Raw genomic sequence first — 16765 nt, forward strand, 5'->3', positions numbered from 1 at the left:
CGGCGGGCGCGCCGCGGGGAGGGCGGCCGCCCGCGGGGGGCGGCGGTCCGGACGCCGTACGGTTCACGACCCGAACCGTGCGGCCAGCTCCCGTTTGAGCACCTTCCCGCTGATCCCGAGCGGCAGTTCGGGCAGGAACTCGACGCGTCGCGGGTACTGGTGGGCGGCGATCCGCTCCCGGGCCCACGCCGTGATCTCCGCGGCGAGGGCCGCGTCCGCCACCCTGCCGGGCCCGGGCACCACGACCGCGCACACCTCCTCGCCGTGGACCCGGTCCGGCACCCCGATCACCGCGACCCGGGCGACGGCCGGGTGGTGCACCAGCACCTCCTCCACCTCGCGCGGATAGACGTTGTAGCCGCCGCGCACGACGAGGTCCTTCTTGCGGTCGACGATCGTCAGGCAGCCATCGGCGTCGACCCTGCCGAGGTCCCCGGTGCGGAACCAGCCGTCGACCAGCACCTCGGCGGTCGCGTCCGGCCGGCCGTGGTAGCCCGCCATCACGTTGTGACCCCGGACCACGACCTCGCCCACGGCGGCGCCGGGCAGCAGCTCGATCCGGCCCTCGACGTCCGGCCGGGCGATCCCCACCTCGACGCCCCAGACCGGCCGCCCCACCGTCCCGGGCCTGGTCGGCCCGGCCTTCTGGTTGTAGGCCACGACCGGGGAGGTCTCGGTCAGGCCGTACCCCTCGTAGACGGTGCAGCCGAACACCTCCTGCACCTCCTCCAGCACCTTCACCGGGAGCGCCGAGCCGCCCGAGTAGGCGCGGTCGAGCCGGGGGCGCGGGCCCCCGGGGTCCGCCGCGACCGCCTCCAGCAGGGCCAGGTACATCGTGGGCACGCCCATGAACACCGTGCAGTCGTGGGCCGCCATCAGCTCGACCGCCCGCCGGGCCTCGAACCGGGACATCAGCACCAGGGTGGCCCCGGCCAGGAAGCACACGCCCATCCCGCAGAGCTGGCCGAAGGTGTGGGAGAGCGGCAGACAGCCCAGCAGCCGGTCCCCGGGGCCCATGTCGAAGGGGGAACGCGCGGTCGTCATGAGGTTCATGACGATGTTGAGGTGGGTGAGCGCGGCGCCCTTGGGCCGCCCGGTGGTCCCGGAGGTGTAGAGGATGACGGCGACGTCCCCGGGGGCCCGCGGCAGGTACCCCTCGACGGGTTCGGCCCGCGCGGCGAGCAGGTCGATCCTCGGCACGCCGTCGGTCCGCTCGCCGGCCGGCTCCGGCGGGGTTCCGTGCGGGCCGGCGGCCGGGCGGCCCGGGCCCGGCCCCCCGGCGACCGCCGGTGGGGCGTCGTCCAGCGCGAACACCACCACCGGCGGCCCCGGTTCGGCCGTCGCATCGCGCACCGCCGTCAGGGCCTGCGGCAGCATCGCCGCCGAGCAGACCAGCGTCCGCGCGCCGCTGTCCCGGAGCACGTGCGCGATCTGCCCGGCGCGCAGCAGCGGGTGGACGGGGACGACGACCGCGCCCAGCGCCAGCACGCCGAAGTACACCGCCGGGAAGTGCGGGGTGTCGGTCAGCAGCAGGGCGACCCGGTCTCCGGGGCGGGTGCCGGCGGCGCGCAGCACGGCCGCATGGCGCCGTGCCCGTTCCCAGAGCTCGCCGTAGCGCAGCTCCCGCCCCTCGTGGACGACGGCCGGGTGGTCCGGCCGCCGCAGGGCCGACTCGGCGAGCACCGCCGCCACCGAGAGCATTCCGTCGGACTCCACGCGCATCACAGCCTCCCGTCGGGCGCGCGGCGCACCCGGAAAAGCATCGCACGGCCTGTTCGGACGCACCGGAACTTCGTCCACTGCCCGGTAATCGCCGGGAAACCGGACAGGCAGTGGCGCGGCTGGTGGACCGCCGGTTACCGGGCAGTGGAAATGCGGATAGCGATCTCCCTGGACAGTCCCGACGGGCGTCGCCTAGCTTGTGGTGAGCCGGGGTCACCGACCGGCGGCGCTTCGTGGAAACGAAAGTCAGACAGGGGGGGTGATTTCGTGAACCGGCATTTCGACTTCTTTTCGCAGCGCCTGGCGGATCCGTCCGGGCGAGGCCGGGAGTTCCTGGAGATCGGCCGGGTCGCCGGCCGCTTCCCGGCCGCGACGACCGCTCCGGACCCGGCCGGCGGCGTCTCCGAGGTCAACGTCTGGTGCAGCAACGACTATCTCGGCATGGGTCAGCACCCCGCCGTGGTCGCGGCCATGCAGCAGGCCGCGGGCCGGTTCGGCGCGGGCTCGGGAGGCTCCCGGAACATCGCCGGGACCAACCACCAGCACGTGCTCCTGGAAAGGGAGCTGGCCGATCTGCACGGCAAGGAGGAGGCGCTTCTCTTCACGTCCGGATATACCGCCAACGACGGCGCTCTCGCCGTACTGGCCGGAATTCCCGACGACTGCGTTGTTTTCTCGGACGAGCTGAACCACGCGTCCATCATCGACGGAATCCGGCACAGTGGCGCGGCCAAGCGGATATTCCGGCACAACGATGCCGGTCATCTCGACGAACTGCTGGCCGAGGCCGGGCCGGACCGGCCGACGCTGGTCGTCCTGGAGTCGGTCTACTCGATGTCCGGGGACGTCGCACCGCTCGCCGAGGTCGCCGCGACTGCCCGGCGGCACGGCGCGACGACCTACCTGGACGAGGTGCACGCCGTGGGGATGTACGGCCCCCAGGGCGCCGGGCTGGCGGCCGAGGCCGGGCTCGCGGACGAGTTCACCGTCGTGATGGGCACCCTGGCCAAGGGGTTCGGCGTGAGCGGCGGCTACATCGCCGGACCGGCGGCGCTGGTCGACGCCGTCCGCGGCCTGTCCCGCCCGTTCATCTTCACCACCTCGCTGCCGCCCGCGGTGGCGGCGGCCGCGCTCGCCGCCGTGCGCCACCTCAGGACGTCGGAGTCGGAGCGGGACGCCCTGCGGCGGAACGCGCAGCTGCTGCACCGCCTCCTGACGGAACGCCGGATCCCCTTCCTCTCGGACCGGTCGCACATCGTCTCCGTCCTCGTGGGCGAGGACGAGCTCTGCCGGAAGGCGTCCGCCCTCCTGCTGCAACGCCACGGCGACTACATCCAGCCGATCAACGCACCGAGCGTGCGGCCCGGCGAGGAGATCCTGCGGATCGCGCCGTCCGCCGTGCACGGGCCCGAGGACGTCCGCCGGCTCGTCGACGCCCTCGACACGGTCTGGCGCGACCTCGACGCCCCGCGCGCCGACGGGCCGCACGCCGGCTCCCCGCGCACCGAGGGCCTGCCCGGCCACGCGGCCTGACCCCGCCCGGGTCCGGGCCGGACCGCCCGCGCCGGCCGCGCCGCAGCACACCACCACACCGCGCCACCACGGCGGGCCGCCGCGTCCACGACCGCACCGTCCCACGCCTGCACCAACCCGTTCCCGTCCACCAAGAGGAGCACATCCGTGACCGTCACCACCCCGGTCGTCAGGTCGGCGACCAACAAGATCGCTGACGAGCTCACCACCGAGAGCCTGCTCCAGCTGGCCAACCGCGAGATCGGCGCGATCCACGTGCGCGGCTACTACCCCGTCGAGATCGCCAAGGAGGTCGCCCAGAAGGCGATCAACCACCAGGCGCTCGGCCACTACCACAAGCAGCACACCAGCAGCGTCGGCCGCGTCTACATGCCGCACATCGACACCAAGTGGGACGAGGACCTCACCCGGCAGTACCACGACGCCGCCCTGCCGGCGATCGAGGACGTCCGCTCGATGTTCCACCCCTACCTCTCGCCGGTCGACCGGGTCCGCCTCCAGCTCCAGGAGCTCTGGCCGTCCGGGGCCAACCTGCTGCGACTGCGCGGCCGGGCCTGCTTCGTGGGCGCCTTCCGGGTCTTCCAGCCCACCACCTCGGAGTTCTACCCGCACAACGACGCGATCGACCAGGAGACCGACGCCCCCGAGATCGCGGGCGTGCTCAACCAGCTGGTCGCCAACATCTACCTCCAGGTGCCGAAGGAGGGCGGCAACCTCCAGCTGTGGCTGCGCGAGCCCACCCCCGAGGAGACCAAGGTCATCCTGGAGGTCGAGGGCCTGGAGCGGGACTCCGTCGAGGCGCCGGTGGTCGAGATCCACCCGGAGGCCGGCGACCTCATCATCTTCAGCCCCCGCATGCTGCACGCGGTCACCTCCGGCCAGGGCGAGCACCGCGTCGGCGCGGCCGCCTTCATCGCCACCAAGGGCCCGCAGGAACCGCTGCTCTTCTGGAGCTGACCCCGGCTCCCCGTCCGTCCATCGAGCAAGAGTCGACACGCAGAGGACTACGGCAGATGCTCCCGGCGCTGGTTCACGCGCACGCGAAGGCTCATCCGAACCGAACGGCCGTCGCGGTGGGTCAGAACAGCCTGACCTACGCCCAACTCGACGACAGAGTCGCCCGGCTGATCCGACGCCTGTGCCACCGGGGCATCGGCCGTGGCCACCTCGTCGGCGTCCACCTCGACCGCACCCCCGACGCGGTGGCGGCCGTCCTGGCCGTGCTGGGGGCGGGCGCGGCGTACACGGTGATCGACCCGGCCGAACCCGCCACCAGGAACGCGGGAGGCCTGGCGGCCGGCCTCGACCTGGTGCTCACCTCCGCCGCGTACCGGGCGGACCTGCACCGGCGCGGCCTCGACGTCCTGGACGTGCAGGAGGTCCTCGACGGGCCGCGGGCCCCGGGCGGGCAGGACGCGCGGGAGCGGCACGCGGACGAGGACGGGCCCGCCGGGCCGGCCGCCCGCCCCGCACCCGGCGAGGACGACACCGCGTACGTCCTCTACACCTCCGGCTCCACCGGGGTGCCCAAGGGCGTCATGGTCACCCACCGGAACATCCGGCACTACACGGAATCCCTGCTCGACCGCCTCCGCATCACCGAGCCACTGCGGTACGCGCACGTCACCACGCTCGCCGCCGACCTCGGCAACACCTGCGTCTTCCTCGCGCTGTGGACCGGCGGCACCCTGCACCTGGTCGACGAGTCCACCCGGCGCGACCCAGCCGGACTGCTCCGGTACCTGCGGACGGAGCGGATCGACGTCGTCAAGACCACGCCCTCGCACTGGACCGTGCTCTTCCAGGCCTTCGGGCTGGACGCCGCCTCCCGGCCCGCCCTGCGGTACCTGCTGCTCGGCGGCGAACTGCTGCCGGTGCCGCTGGCCCGCCGGATCCTCGCCTCCGGCGTCACCCGCACCCTCGTCAACCACTACGGGCCGACCGAGGCGACGGTGGGCGTCGCGACGCACCTGCTCACCGGCGAGGCCGGCCTCGACGCCCTGGGCGACGCCGCCTCGGTCCCCATCGGCAGCCCGCTCGGGGCGACCGGGCTCTACGTCCGCACCCCGGACGGCACGTTCCACCGCAGCGGCGCCACCGGCGAGTTGTACATCACCGGCCCCTCGGTCGCCCTCGGCTACCGGGACAACCCGCAGGCCACCGCCGCGGCCTTCACCACCGAGCTCGACACCGCCTCCCCCGGGGCCGGCCGCGCCTACCGCACCGGCGACCGGGTCCGCGCCGACGACCGGGGCGTACTGGAGTTCCTCGGCCGCGGCGACCGCCAGGTCAAGGTCGGCGGCTACCGGGTCGAACTCGGCCACGTGGAGGCCGGACTGCGCCGTCTGCCGGCCGTCACCGACGCGCTCGCGCTACTGCTCCCCGGGGAGCGCAAGCGGCTGGTCGCAGCCGTCGCGGCGCCCGCCGCCGGGGCCGGCGACCTGCGCGCCCGGCTGCGCGAACTCCTGCCCTCCTACATGATCCCCCAGCGGATCGAGGTGTTCGACGCCTTCCCCCGCACGGGCAACGGCAAGACCGACCAGGCGGCGCTGCGACGGCTGGTCGAGAGCCGGCTCGCCGACCGGTCCGAACAGGCCCGCGCCACCGACGACCCGCTGCTGGCCGAGGTCTGCGAGGCCTGGCGGCGCCAGCTCGGCCACGACGACTTCGGCATCCACGACGACTTCACGCTGGCCGGCGGGAACTCCATCGACGCCATCCAGGTGATCGCCGACCTCCAGGCGCAGGGCCACCGGGTCTCGGCCGCCGCCTTCCTGGCCGAACCCACCGCCGCCGCCCTGGCCGCCCGGCTCCGGGCCGGCCGGAGCGACCGGCCCGCCGGACACCCGGCCGCCACCCCCGCGGAGACGGACGACACCGCGCTGTCGCCCGCCCAGGCGTGGTTCTTCCGGCAGGAGTTCGCCCAGCCCGACCAGTGGAACCAGGCCCTGCTGCTGGACACCGACCCGTCCGTCCAGCCGGCCGGCCTGGCCGCCGCCGTCGCGGACGTGGTCGCCCTGCACCCCCTCCTGCGCACCGCGTTCCGGCCCGAGGGCACCGCCTGGCGCCGGGTGGCCGCCCAGCCTCCCGCCGCGTTCACCAGCTCGGTCCTGCCCGAGGACGAGACCGCGGCCGCCCACCACGTCCGGGAGACCGCCGCCGCCTGCCAGCGCCGGATCCGCGTCGCCGACGGCTCGCTCTTCCAGGCCCACCTGTTCCACGGCGCCACCCGCGCCCACCTGCTGCTGGTCGGCCACCACCTCTGCGTCGACGCCGTCTCCTGGCGCATCCTCGTCAACGACCTCAGCCGCTGCTACAGCGAGCGGATCCGCGGCGGCACACCCGCCACCGCGGCCGCGGCGACCGACTTCGGCGCCTGGGCCACCCACCTGCGCGCCCAGGCCCCCGCCCTGCGCACCGACCTCGCCCACTGGGACGGCCTCGACCGCCTCCCCGAGACGGCGGCCCGGTCCGCGGCCGGCGACAACCGCGAGGGGGACGCCGAGGCGGTCTGGTTCCGGCTCTCCCGTGCCGAGACCGGCGCCCTGGCACACAGCGCCGCGGCCAGCACCGGCATGCCCCCGCACGCCGCCCTGCTCGGGGCCTTCGCCCAGGCGCTCGCCCTCCTGCGCGACACCGACGAGGTCGTGGTGGACGTCGAGAGCCACGGCCGGGTGTCGCTCGACGACTCCCTCGAAGTCTCCCGTGTGGTGGGCTGGTTCACCTCGACCTTCCCCGTCCGGATCGACACCGTCGCCGACGACGCCGCCGCCACCGGCAAGGCCGCCGCCGCGGCCCTGGCCGACATCCCCCGCTACGGCGTCGCCTACGGCCTGCACGACCGGCCCCAGCGCACCGACGTCTGCTTCAACTACCTCGGCACGCTCGCCCTGCCGCACGGCGACGACCTGCGCCTCACGCCCTCGCGGCGGCAGCTGGGGCCGGTGCGCGGCCCGGAGAACGACCGCGGCCACGGCCTCAAGCTCACCGCCCGCATCCACGACGGACAACTGGTCGCCGACCTGTCCTACTCCCCCCGGCGTCACTCCCCGGCGCAGGTGCTCACGCTGGCCCGCACCACCCGGGCCCACCTGCTGGCGGCCGCCGGACTCCCCTGCGCCGAGGCCCAGTTCGTGGTGGAGCACGGCTCCAGCACCGGCCTGCTCGCCCAGGTGCCGCGCGCCCTGCACTGCGAGCCGCCGGCCGACTCGGTGCGGGAGTACGACAGCGTCCTGCTCACCGGCGCCACCGGCTTCATCGGCGCCCACCTGCTCCACCTCCTGCTGACCCGCACCACGGGCCACGTCCACTGCCTGGTCCGCGGCCGGGACGGCCGGTCCGCCGCCGAGCGGCTGCGCGACGCCTACGCCTGGCACCTGCCCGGCGAGGACCTCGACCGGTACGCCGGCCGCTTCACGGTGACGGCCGGCGACCTCGCCGAGCCCCACCTGGGCCTCACCCGTGAGGAGCACGAGCGGCTGCGCCGCGAGATCGGCGCGATCTACCACCTCGCCGCCGACACCCGCCTGTTCGGCGACCGCGAGACCTTCGACCGGCTGAACGTCGAGCCGCTGCGGGCCCTGGTCGAACTGGCCTCCACCGGCCGCCCCAAGGACCTGCACTACGCCTCCACCCTCGCCGTCTGCGGCGAGGGACCGGACGGCGAGGAGGTGGTCTTCTCCGAGGAGAGCCTGAACGTCGGACAGCGGTTCCTGAACGAGTACGAGCGCAGCAAGTTCGACGCCGAGCGGCTGGTCCACGCCTTCACCGCGGCCGGCGGCGGCGGGTTCATCTACCGCTCCGGCAACGTCTCCGGCCACTCGGAGTCCGGCCGGTTCCAGCGCAACGGGGGCGACAACCGGCTGGTCCAACTCCTGCGCGCCGCCGTGCGGATCGGACGGGTGCCGCAGGTCGGCCACCGGACCCTGGCGCTCAGCCCGGTGGACGTGGTGGCCGGGGGCATCCTCGAGATCTCCCGCAGCGAGCGCGTCCGCAACGGCACCTTCCACGTCGACACCCCGCACGAGGTCCGCTACGAGGACGTCTTCGCCGTGCTGCGCGAACTCGGCTGCCCGCTGGCCGAGGACGAGGCACCCGACTTCGCCTCGCTGTTCGGGCGCCACCTCGCGGAGCGCGACGAGCAGGTCACGCTCGCGCACTTCTGGGCGAGCCGGCCCGAGCGCAACGTCCGGTACGACCACACCCGCACCCGGCGTCTCCTCGCCCACCTCGACGTGGAGTTCCCGACGCCCGAACGCGCCTGGCTGCGCCAGTACTTCACCGGCCTGATCGAACAGGGCGAGATCTCCCTCGCCGACCGAAAGCAGGGGTAACGACATGACAGAGGGACGCATCGCCGTCGTCACCGGAGCCTCCTCCGGGATCGGACGGGCCGTCACCGGGGACCTCGTCCGCCGCGGGGTGCACGTGGTCGCCGCGGGCCGCCGGGCCGACCGGCTCGCCGCCCTGGCGGGCGAACTCGCCGACGGGCCGGGCCGGGTGGCCCCGTTCGCGGGCGACATCACCGCTCCGGGCCACACCGAGGAGCTGCTCGCCGCGGCCGAGCGGGAGTGGGGGCCGGCGAGCCTCTTCGTCGCCTCCGCGGGGCTGGGCCTGCCCGGGACGGTCCTGGGTTCCGACCCGTCCCGCTGGGAGGAGCTCATCGAGGCGAACTACCTCGCCGTGCTGCGGCAACTGCGCGCCTGCGCCGCCGAGTTCCGCAAGCACGCGGAGGCGGACGGCGGTGCGGCCGTCCGGGACCTCGTGGTCATCGGCTCCACCGTGGGCCGCCAGGTCTCGGCGGCCAACCCGGTCTACGGCTCGACCAAGTTCGCCGTGCACTCGCTGGTGGAGGCGCTGCGCCAGGAGGTGTGCACGTACAACATCAGGGTGACGCTGATCGAACCGGGGTTCGTCCGCTCCGGGTTCCAGGCGGCCGCCGGGTACGATTCCGCATGGTTCGAGGCCGTCGCCGAGGAGAACGGGCCGCTGCTGACGCCCGAGGACGTCGCCGACGTCATCGGGTTCGCGATCAGCCGCCCGACCCACGTCCATCTCGACGACATCCGCCTCCGCCCCACCCGTCAGCGGGCCTGAGGCCGGCGGTCCGGTGCGCGGGGCGGCCTCGGCCCGGCCGGGCAGCACGCCCGCCGCGAGTCCCGCCACCTTCGAAGGAGCCACCTTGGACGCGTTCATCGACGACCTGTTCTCCCTGAAGGGCCGCAAGGCCTTGATCACCGGGGGCAGTTCGGGCATCGGCCTGGCGATCGCCTCGGCCCTGAGCCGGGCCGGCGCCGAGGTGGTGCTGACGGCCCGCCGTGCCGAACCGCTGGCCGAGGCGGCCGGCGCACTGCGTGCCGAGGGCGGCACCGCCGACTGGATCGACGCCGACCTCGGCGACCGCGAGGCCGCCCACCGGCTCGTCGACACCCTGCTGGAGCGCCACGGCGACCCGGACATCCTGGTCAACTCGGCCGGGATCAACATCCGGCCGCCGTTCGGGGAGTTGAGCGAGGCCGACTGGGACCGCACGATGCACACCAACCTGGACGCGCCGTTCGTGCTGGGACAGCGGCTCGGCCCCCGGATGGCCGACAACGGCTGGGGACGGATCGTCAACATCTCGTCCCAGCAGGCCATTCGGGCGTTCGGCAACAGCGGCGCGTACGGGGTGTCCAAGGCCGCGCTGTCCGCGCTGACCCGCTCCCAGGCGGAGGCCTGGTCGTCACGCGGCGTCTGCGTCAACGCCATCGCACCGGGCTTCGTCCACACCCCGCTGAACGAGGCCGTCTTCCGGGACCCGGTCCGGACGGAGGCCATGGCGCGCCGCACGATGATCGGACGCAACAGCGAGCTGGGCGACTTCACCGGGGTCGCCGTCTTCCTGGCGAGCGAGGCCTCGGCCTACGTGACCGGCCAGACCATCTTCGTCGACGGGGGCTTCTCCGCCACCTGACGGCCGGGGGCCGAGGTTCAGCCGCCGGGACACGCACGATCGGACCAACAGCGCGAAGAGCACGAGGAGTTCCGTTGTCACGCAGCAAACCGGTGGTGGTGCTGGTCGATGCCTACACCTCGGGGAAGTACCTGCCCCCCGAGTTCGCGGCACAGGGCGCCGAGGCCGTGCACGTGCAGAGCACGCCCGAGTTCATGCCCTCGATGCCGGCCCCCGACCTCGGCCCCTACCTGGCCAACATCGTCCACGAGGACGTGGACACGACCGTCGAACTGCTCGCGAAGTACGAGCCGGTGTACGTCATGGCGGGCCAGGAACCCGGCGTGACGCTCGCCGACACCCTCTCCGAACGGCTCGGCGTGCCGACCAACGGGACCCTCCGCTCCGAGGCGCGGCGGGACAAGTACCGGATGATCGAGACGCTGCGGGCGGCCGGACTGCACTGCGCCGAGCAGTTCAAGAGCGGCGACGTGCAGGAGCTCGTCGACTGGGCGGAGCGCGCCGCGGACTACCCCGTGGTGGTGAAGCCGCTCAAGTCCGCCGCCGGCGACTCGGTGTTCGTCTGCGCCGACGCCGACGAGGTGCGGACCGCCGCCCGGGCCGTGCTCTCCTCCGACACGATCTACTGCGAGACCAACCGCGAGGCGCTGGTCCAGTCGTACCTGCGCGGCCCGGAGTACGTCGTCGACATGGTGTCGTCCGGCGGCCGGCGGTACGTCTGCGGCGTGTGGATGTACCACAAGCGGCTCCTGCCGAGCGGGCGCAACATCTACGACCGCGAGCACCTGCTGGACGCGGCGGAGGACCCGGCGCCGGCGCTGGTCGCGTACGTGGACCGGGCGCTGACCGCGCTGGGCGTGGAGCACGGCCCGACGCACGCGGAGGTCATCCTCACGCCGCAGGGCCCCGCCCTGGTGGAGGTCGGCTCCCGGATCGCCGGGAACATGCACCCGGGGTTCCACGACGCGTGCGCCGGCGGCAACCAGGCGACCCTGACCGCGCTCGCCGCGCTCGACCCCGGCCGCTTCCTCGCCGAGTACGCGGGCCGCTCCTACACCAAGCGCGGCGAGGCCGTCTGCTCCACCACCTCCACCACCCTGTCCGGCGTCGTCGAGGGCGCCGACGAACGCGTGGTGGCCGAACTCTTCGGCCTGGACACGGTGTTCGGCCTCAATCTGAAGATCGAACCGGGCGGGCGGATACGGCCGACGGTCGACCTCTACACCAGCACGATGAGGATCTTCCTGCACGGCGGCACCATGGCCGCCGTGCAGCGCGACCACCGGCGCATCGAAGAGCTCAAGGACCGTGTGTACCGGATCCGTCCCGACGAGGGTGAGTGAGTCCATTGACCAGTGTCGTAGTTGCCATCGTCCCGGGCGCGGCCGTCAGGCCGGCCGAGATAGCCGCGGCCGCGCAGGCCTGCGGGCACACCCCGGTCTTCGTGGCCCTGCCCGGCGCCCTGGGCGGACCGGAGCACGCCGAGTGCGCGGCACTCGGCCCCGTGCTCGCCTGCGATCCCGACGCCGTCGGCGCGACGGTCGAGGAGCTGCGGCGCCACCGCCCGGCGGGCGTCACGACGTTCAGCGAGGCCATGGTCCCGCTCGTCTCCGCGATCGGCGACGGCCTGGGCCTGCCCTTCCACGACCCGGCCACCGTCACCCTGCTCACCGACAAGTGGGCGCAGCGGCGGCGGCTGGCCGAGGCCGGGGTGGACGCCGTGCGGTGCACGGTGGTCGCGGACCGGGCCGGGCTGCTGGCCGAACTGCGCGCCCAGGACGGACCGGTGGTGGTGAAGCCGGTGCGCAGCCAGGGCAGCCGCGACACCTACTTCGTGCCCGTGCCCGACGCCCTGCCGGCCGGCCTGCTGCCGACGCCCGGCCGCCCGTTCGTGGTCGAGGAGTTCCTGCAGGGCCGGGGCGAGGGCGACTTCGCGGACTACGTGTCCGTCGAGGGGCTGGTCGAGGACGGCCGGGTGCAGACCCTCGGGATCAGCGGCAAGCTGCCGATGATCACCCCGTTCCGCGAGGTGGGCGCGTTCTTCCCCTCGCACCTGCCGCCCGCGGAGCTGGACGCGATCGCCGGACTCGCCGCGGACGCGGTGCGGGCCCTGGGCGTGCGGCGCGGTCACGTTCACAGCGAGGTCAAGCTCACCCCCGACGGCCCGCGGCTGATCGAGGTCAACGGCCGGATCGGCGGGTACAAGAGCGAGCTGTACGGCCGCGTCACCGGGGCGGACTGGCTCGCCCTCGGCATCGCCGTGGCCTGCGGGCAGCCGGTCGGGACGGTGGCTCCGGCGCGCTCGGACACCGTCGAGTTCCAGTTCTTCAACAACCCGCCGCTGGAGGGCGGGGTGCTGCGCCGGGTCGATGGCGTGGACGCGGTCCTGCGGGAGCCGGGGGTCGTCGACTACCTCGGCCGGTTCCCGGTGGGCAGCGTGCTGAAGCCGGAGGGCGGCACGCTCTGGATGGACCTGCTGCGCGGCAGCGCGCCCGACCACGCGGGCATGCTGAAGACCATCGACCAGTGCCTGGCGCAGATGAGGTTCCACATCGAGGCGCCGGACGGTGCCACCCGGGTGTGGCAGGCGGGCCGGGGCGGGCTGTGCGCCGTCTAGGGAGCGCCCTGACCGCCCTCGCCGGCGCGCGGCCCCCGGCGGGGACCGGCGGGCTGCTGGCCGCCACCCTGGTGCTCTCCGTCGGCAAGGGGACGTTCCTCGCCACGGTGATGGTCTACCTGCTGAAGACGGCCGGGCTGGGGACGCTGGCCGCGTCGACGGCGCTGTCCCTGTGGGGCGCGGCGTCGGTGGCGGTGGCGTTCCCGGTAGGGGCGCTGATCGACCGGGGCCGGGGCCGGGAGACCGGGGCCGTCTCGGCCCTCGTCACGGCCGTCCTGGTGCCGCTCACCGGCCAGGTGCACACCCCGTGGCTGCTGATGCTGGTGCTCTGCGCGGCCGGCGGCTTCGACAGCGCCGGGAACGTGGTGCGCCGGGGCCTGATCGCGGGTGCGGCAGGCAGCGGGGTGGCGGGGCTCGCCTGGGCCCGCACCATCACCAACATCGGTTTCGCCCTGGGGGCGCTGGTGTCGGTCCGGCTGCTGTCGGCCAACTCCGCGTCCGGGTACGCCCTGGCCTACGGGGTGATCGGCGGGGTGTACGTGCTGATGGCGGTCTGCTTCCTGCTGACGCCGCTCGGCGCGCGGCCGCGGAAGGCGGCGGCCCCGGCCGCGGACGCGGCGGGGGACGCGGGGGCGACGGGGGCGGACGCGGCGGGGGCGACGGGGGCGGGCCGGCCCCGCGACCGGCGCAGCGGCCGGCTGCTGGCCCTGTCCACGGCCATCCTCACCGTGCACACCACCCTGCTGACCACCGTGCTGCCGCTGTGGATCACCAAGCACACCGAGGTCCCGGTGTCCGCGATGGGCTGGCTCTTCATGATCAACACCCTGATCACGATCGGCGGCCAGATCTCGGTGAGCCGGCTCGCCGCGACCACCGAGGGGGCGCTGCGGTGCTTCCGCGGCTCGGCCTTCTGGACGGCGGCGTGCTGCGTGCTGCTGGGCCTGGTCGGCCACGTGCCGACGACGCTCCAGGTGGGCGTCCTGGTCGCCGCGACGGTCGCGCTGACCGCGGGTGAACTCCTGGAGGCCGCCGGCGAGTGGGGGCTCTCCGCCACCCTCGCCACCGAGGGCGAGCACGGCTTCTACCAGAGCGCCTGCGTGGTCGGCGAGGCCACCCAGAGCGCCATCGGCCCGCTGCTCGTCGGCACCCTGCTCACCGCGCTGCCGGTGGCCGGCTGGGTGCTGCTGATGGGCGGGATCGGCACCGGCCGGTACGTCGCGGGCCGCGTCCTGCCGAACACCGCACGCGCCGGCGAGGTGCGGCCGGCGCCCTCGCTCTGAACCGGGCCGTCCCTTCGGCGTCCCGGGGCACCGGGAGGCCGGCGCACCAACCACCCACAACAACCGGGAGCAACGTGTGAAAGGTTCACCGAGCGTCAACCATCCGCGGATGCGGGCCCTCACCAACTGGGTCTTCCTGCGCGCCTCCGGCGGCGAGAACCGGCCGCGGATCATCCCCTCGCGCACCGCGTTCCCCGCGGTGCGGAAGCTGGAGGCGGTGTTCCCGACCCTCCAGGCCGAGGTCGACGAGCTGCTGAAGAACCGGAACATCCCGAAGTACGGCACCTTCGACCCGGTCCGGGCCGCCCAGGTGTCGGAGGACTGGAAGCTCTACTACGCGTACATGTTCGGCCGGCCCAACGAGCTGGCCCGCACGGAGATCCCGTCGCTGCTGGCGTTCGCGGAGTCCACGCCGAACGTGATCAACGCGTTCGTCTCCATCCTCGACCCCGGGGTCAGACTGCCGCCGCACCGGGACCCGTACGCGGGGATCCTCCGCTACCACCTCGGCCTGCGGATCCCGAAGGACAACCCGCCCCGGATCCGCCTGGACCGGGACTACTACACCTGGAAGGAGGGCGAGGGCACCGTCCTCGACGTCTCCCTCGAACACGAGGTGATCAACGAGAGCGAGGAGCCCCGGATCATCGTGATCGTCGACTTCCGGCGGCCGATGGGCGTCTTCGCCGACCTGCTCAACCGGTACTGCCTCTGGCTGAAGCGCAAGTGGGCGCCGCAGTTCGTGGAGGCCGCCAAGTACGACGTCATGCACGCGGTCTGACCCGTCCCCGGGTGCGGCGGGCCGGGACGGGACGGTCCTCGGCCGGCCCGGCCGCCGCGCCCGGGGGCGTACCACCCGCGGCCTGCGCGCCGCCCTGTGGCCCTGCGCCCGGCCGCCGCGCCCGGGGCGCACCCCGACCACGCCCTTCCCCCGTTCCGCCGACGCGAAGTGAGGCCCGGATGACCAGCGACACCGCCCCGGCCGGGGGCCCCGTGCCGGCCGACGCCGGCGAGCCCGTCGACGGCGGGTACGTCCGGCGGCTGCTGGAGGTGTTCGACGCCGCGCCGGAGCGGGTCGCCGTCCGTTGGAGCGGCGGCGACGTCACGGCGGCGGAACTCGCCCGGTCGGTCCGGTCGGCGGCGCGGGTCATGGTCCGCCACGGGGTGTGCGCGGGCGGCGCGGCCCGCCCCGGACCGGGCGGGCGGCCGGTGGTCGGCGTGCTGACGGTCACCAACAGCCCGGCCAACCTCGTCCTGCGGTACGCGGCCAACCTGGTCGGCGCCACCGCGCTCCACCTGCACACCGCCAACGCGGTGGACCCGCGGAGCCGGTTCACCGACGACGACCTGCTGGAGCTGCTCTCCCGCTCCGACGTGGCACTGCTGGCCGTGGACGCCGACCACGCCGGCACCGCGCGCCGGCTGTGCCGCCGGCTCCCCGCTCCCCCGCTGCTCGCCGCCCACGGCGGCGGCCCGGGCCTGCTCGACCTGGCCGACGCCGACCCCGACGCCGTCGGCGCTGGCACGGGAACGGGCGCGGACACGGGAACGGACACGGGCGCCGGGCCGCTGGACGAGGGACTCGCCGTCGGGCTGGCCGAGGAGGCCGGCATCGTGACCTACACCAGCGGCTCCACGGGCCGCCCCAAGGGCGTGACCTCCGCCTTCCGGCTGCGCGGCCTGGCCATCGCCGCCGGCCTGGCCTCGGAGATCCGGTCGGTCTGCCTGGTCACCCTGCCGCTCAGCCACATGTCCGGGGTGATGGCCGACGGCGCCCTGGCCTCCGGCGGCACCGTGCTCCTGCACCAGGGGTTCGAGCCGGGCGAGGTGCTGCGGGCGGTGGAGGCCCACCGGGTCACCCGGATGACGATCAGCCCGCCCCAGCTGTACCGGCTGCTCGACCACCCGGACGTCGGCACGACCGACCTGTCCAGCCTCAGGGTCGTCACCTACCTCGGCTGTCCGGCGTCGCCGGAACGGCTGGAGCGGGCGGTCCGGGTGTTCGGGCCGGTCCTGCAACAGACCTACGGCACCAGCGAGGCGGGGACGGTCACCCGGCTCTCCCCGGAGGAGCACCTCGTGCCGGAGCTGCTGTCCACCGTCGGGCGGCCCACCGTCGCCCGGATCGCCGTCCTCGGCCCCGACGGCCGGCCCGTGCCGGCCGGGGAGGCGGGCGAGATCTGCGTCCGGTCGCCGCACGCGATGCTCGGCTACTGGGCCGACCCCGCGCTGACCGCGCGGGTCGTCCGCGACGGCTGGCTGCACACCGGCGACCTCGGCCGGTTCGACGACCGCGGCTATCTGCACGTCCACGGCCGGATCGCCGACGTGATCAAGACCAACGGCATCCGGATCCACCCCGAGGCCGTGGAGCGGGCCCTCCTCGGCCACCCCGGCGTCGCGCAGGCCGCGGTCTTCGGCATCGTCGCCGAGGACCGCACCGAGCGGGCCCGGGCCGCCGTCGTGCCGCACCCCGGCGCCCGGCTCACCGCCGACGAGCTGGCCCGGCACCTGCGGGCGGAGCTCACCCCGGAGCACGTGCCGGCCGTCATCACCTTCCACCCCGAACTCCCGCTCGGCCCCACCGGGAAGCCCGACCGGGCGGCCCTGCGGGCCCCGGGAGCGGCCACGCCCTCCCGCTAGCGCCCGGCCGGT

The 16765-nt window shown here is 74.3% G+C and carries 11 protein-coding genes; 10 read left to right on the forward strand and 1 reads right to left on the reverse strand.

Going from position 1 to position 16765, the window contains the following annotated elements:
- Nucleotides 1-63 precede the first annotated feature (63 nt).
- Nucleotides 64-1722 carry a long-chain fatty acid--CoA ligase gene (locus tag J5Y04_RS25730; protein WP_245205437.1) on the reverse strand — a complete coding sequence of 553 codons (1659 nt, stop codon included), beginning with the start codon at nucleotides 1720-1722 and terminating at the stop codon, nucleotides 64-66.
- A gap of 267 nt (nucleotides 1723-1989) precedes the next feature.
- Between J5Y04_RS25730 and hemA the strand changes: the two genes are divergently transcribed.
- The 10 genes from hemA (at nucleotide 1990) to J5Y04_RS25780 (ending at nucleotide 16753) form a co-directional block, all read left to right on the forward strand.
- Nucleotides 1990-3255 (forward strand): 5-aminolevulinate synthase, encoded by a 1266-nt coding sequence (hemA, locus tag J5Y04_RS25735; RefSeq protein ID WP_307853288.1) that lies wholly within the window; start codon nucleotides 1990-1992, stop codon nucleotides 3253-3255.
- Nucleotides 3256-3402: 147 nt separating this feature from the next.
- Complete coding sequence (locus tag J5Y04_RS25740; RefSeq protein ID WP_209414711.1) at nucleotides 3403-4212, forward strand: 2OG-Fe(II) oxygenase; 810 nt, start codon at nucleotides 3403-3405, stop codon at nucleotides 4210-4212.
- A 56-nt stretch (nucleotides 4213-4268) separates the two neighbouring features.
- A complete protein-coding gene (locus tag J5Y04_RS25745; protein ID WP_209414713.1) occupies nucleotides 4269-8588 on the forward strand; it encodes a non-ribosomal peptide synthetase in 4320 nt (1439 codons plus the stop codon).
- A gap of 4 nt (nucleotides 8589-8592) precedes the next feature.
- Entirely contained in the window at nucleotides 8593-9351 is a 759-nt protein-coding gene (locus tag J5Y04_RS25750) for an SDR family oxidoreductase (protein ID WP_209414716.1), read from the forward strand.
- Nucleotides 9352-9436: 85 nt separating this feature from the next.
- A complete protein-coding gene (locus J5Y04_RS25755) occupies nucleotides 9437-10210 on the forward strand; it encodes an SDR family NAD(P)-dependent oxidoreductase (protein ID WP_209414718.1) in 774 nt (257 codons plus the stop codon).
- Between the two features lie 92 nt (nucleotides 10211-10302).
- Nucleotides 10303-11553, forward strand: coding sequence for an ATP-grasp domain-containing protein (locus J5Y04_RS25760; protein ID WP_209414854.1), 1251 nt, complete (start codon nucleotides 10303-10305; stop codon nucleotides 11551-11553).
- 5 nt (nucleotides 11554-11558) lie between these two features.
- On the forward strand, nucleotides 11559-12827 hold the full coding sequence (locus J5Y04_RS25765; RefSeq protein WP_209414720.1) for an acetyl-CoA carboxylase biotin carboxylase subunit family protein: 1269 nt from the start codon (nucleotides 11559-11561) through the stop codon (nucleotides 12825-12827).
- Nucleotides 12815-14110, forward strand: a complete 1296-nt coding sequence (locus J5Y04_RS25770) for a hypothetical protein (protein ID WP_209414722.1) — start codon at nucleotides 12815-12817, stop codon at nucleotides 14108-14110. Before J5Y04_RS25765 ends, J5Y04_RS25770 begins: the two co-directional genes overlap by 13 nt.
- A gap of 109 nt (nucleotides 14111-14219) precedes the next feature.
- The gene (locus J5Y04_RS25775) at nucleotides 14220-14891 is read left to right on the forward strand and encodes an aspartyl/asparaginyl beta-hydroxylase domain-containing protein (protein WP_245205439.1); all 672 of its coding nucleotides are present in this window, start codon (nucleotides 14220-14222) and stop codon (nucleotides 14889-14891) included.
- 179 nt (nucleotides 14892-15070) lie between these two features.
- A complete protein-coding gene (locus J5Y04_RS25780) occupies nucleotides 15071-16753 on the forward strand; it encodes a class I adenylate-forming enzyme family protein (protein ID WP_209414726.1) in 1683 nt (560 codons plus the stop codon).
- Nucleotides 16754-16765: the final 12 nt, after the last annotated feature.

The sequence above is a fragment of the Kitasatospora sp. RG8 genome (assembly GCF_017813315.1).
Lineage (GTDB): Bacteria > Actinomycetota > Actinomycetes > Streptomycetales > Streptomycetaceae > Kitasatospora.

What these genes read in the sequence shown, in the direction of transcription:
- J5Y04_RS25780 (WP_209414726.1), top strand. Translation starts at nt 15,071, where the DNA reads ATGACCAGCGACACCGCCCCGGCCGGGGGCCCCGTGCCGGCCGACGCC.
- J5Y04_RS25730 (WP_245205437.1), bottom strand. Translation starts at nt 1,722, where the DNA reads ATGCGCGTGGAGTCCGACGGAATGCTCTCGGTGGCGGCGGTGCTCGCC.
- J5Y04_RS25775 (WP_245205439.1), top strand. Translation starts at nt 14,220, where the DNA reads ATGCGGGCCCTCACCAACTGGGTCTTCCTGCGCGCCTCCGGCGGCGAG.
- J5Y04_RS25745 (WP_209414713.1), top strand. Translation starts at nt 4,269, where the DNA reads ATGCTCCCGGCGCTGGTTCACGCGCACGCGAAGGCTCATCCGAACCGA.
- J5Y04_RS25750 (WP_209414716.1), top strand. Translation starts at nt 8,593, where the DNA reads ATGACAGAGGGACGCATCGCCGTCGTCACCGGAGCCTCCTCCGGGATC.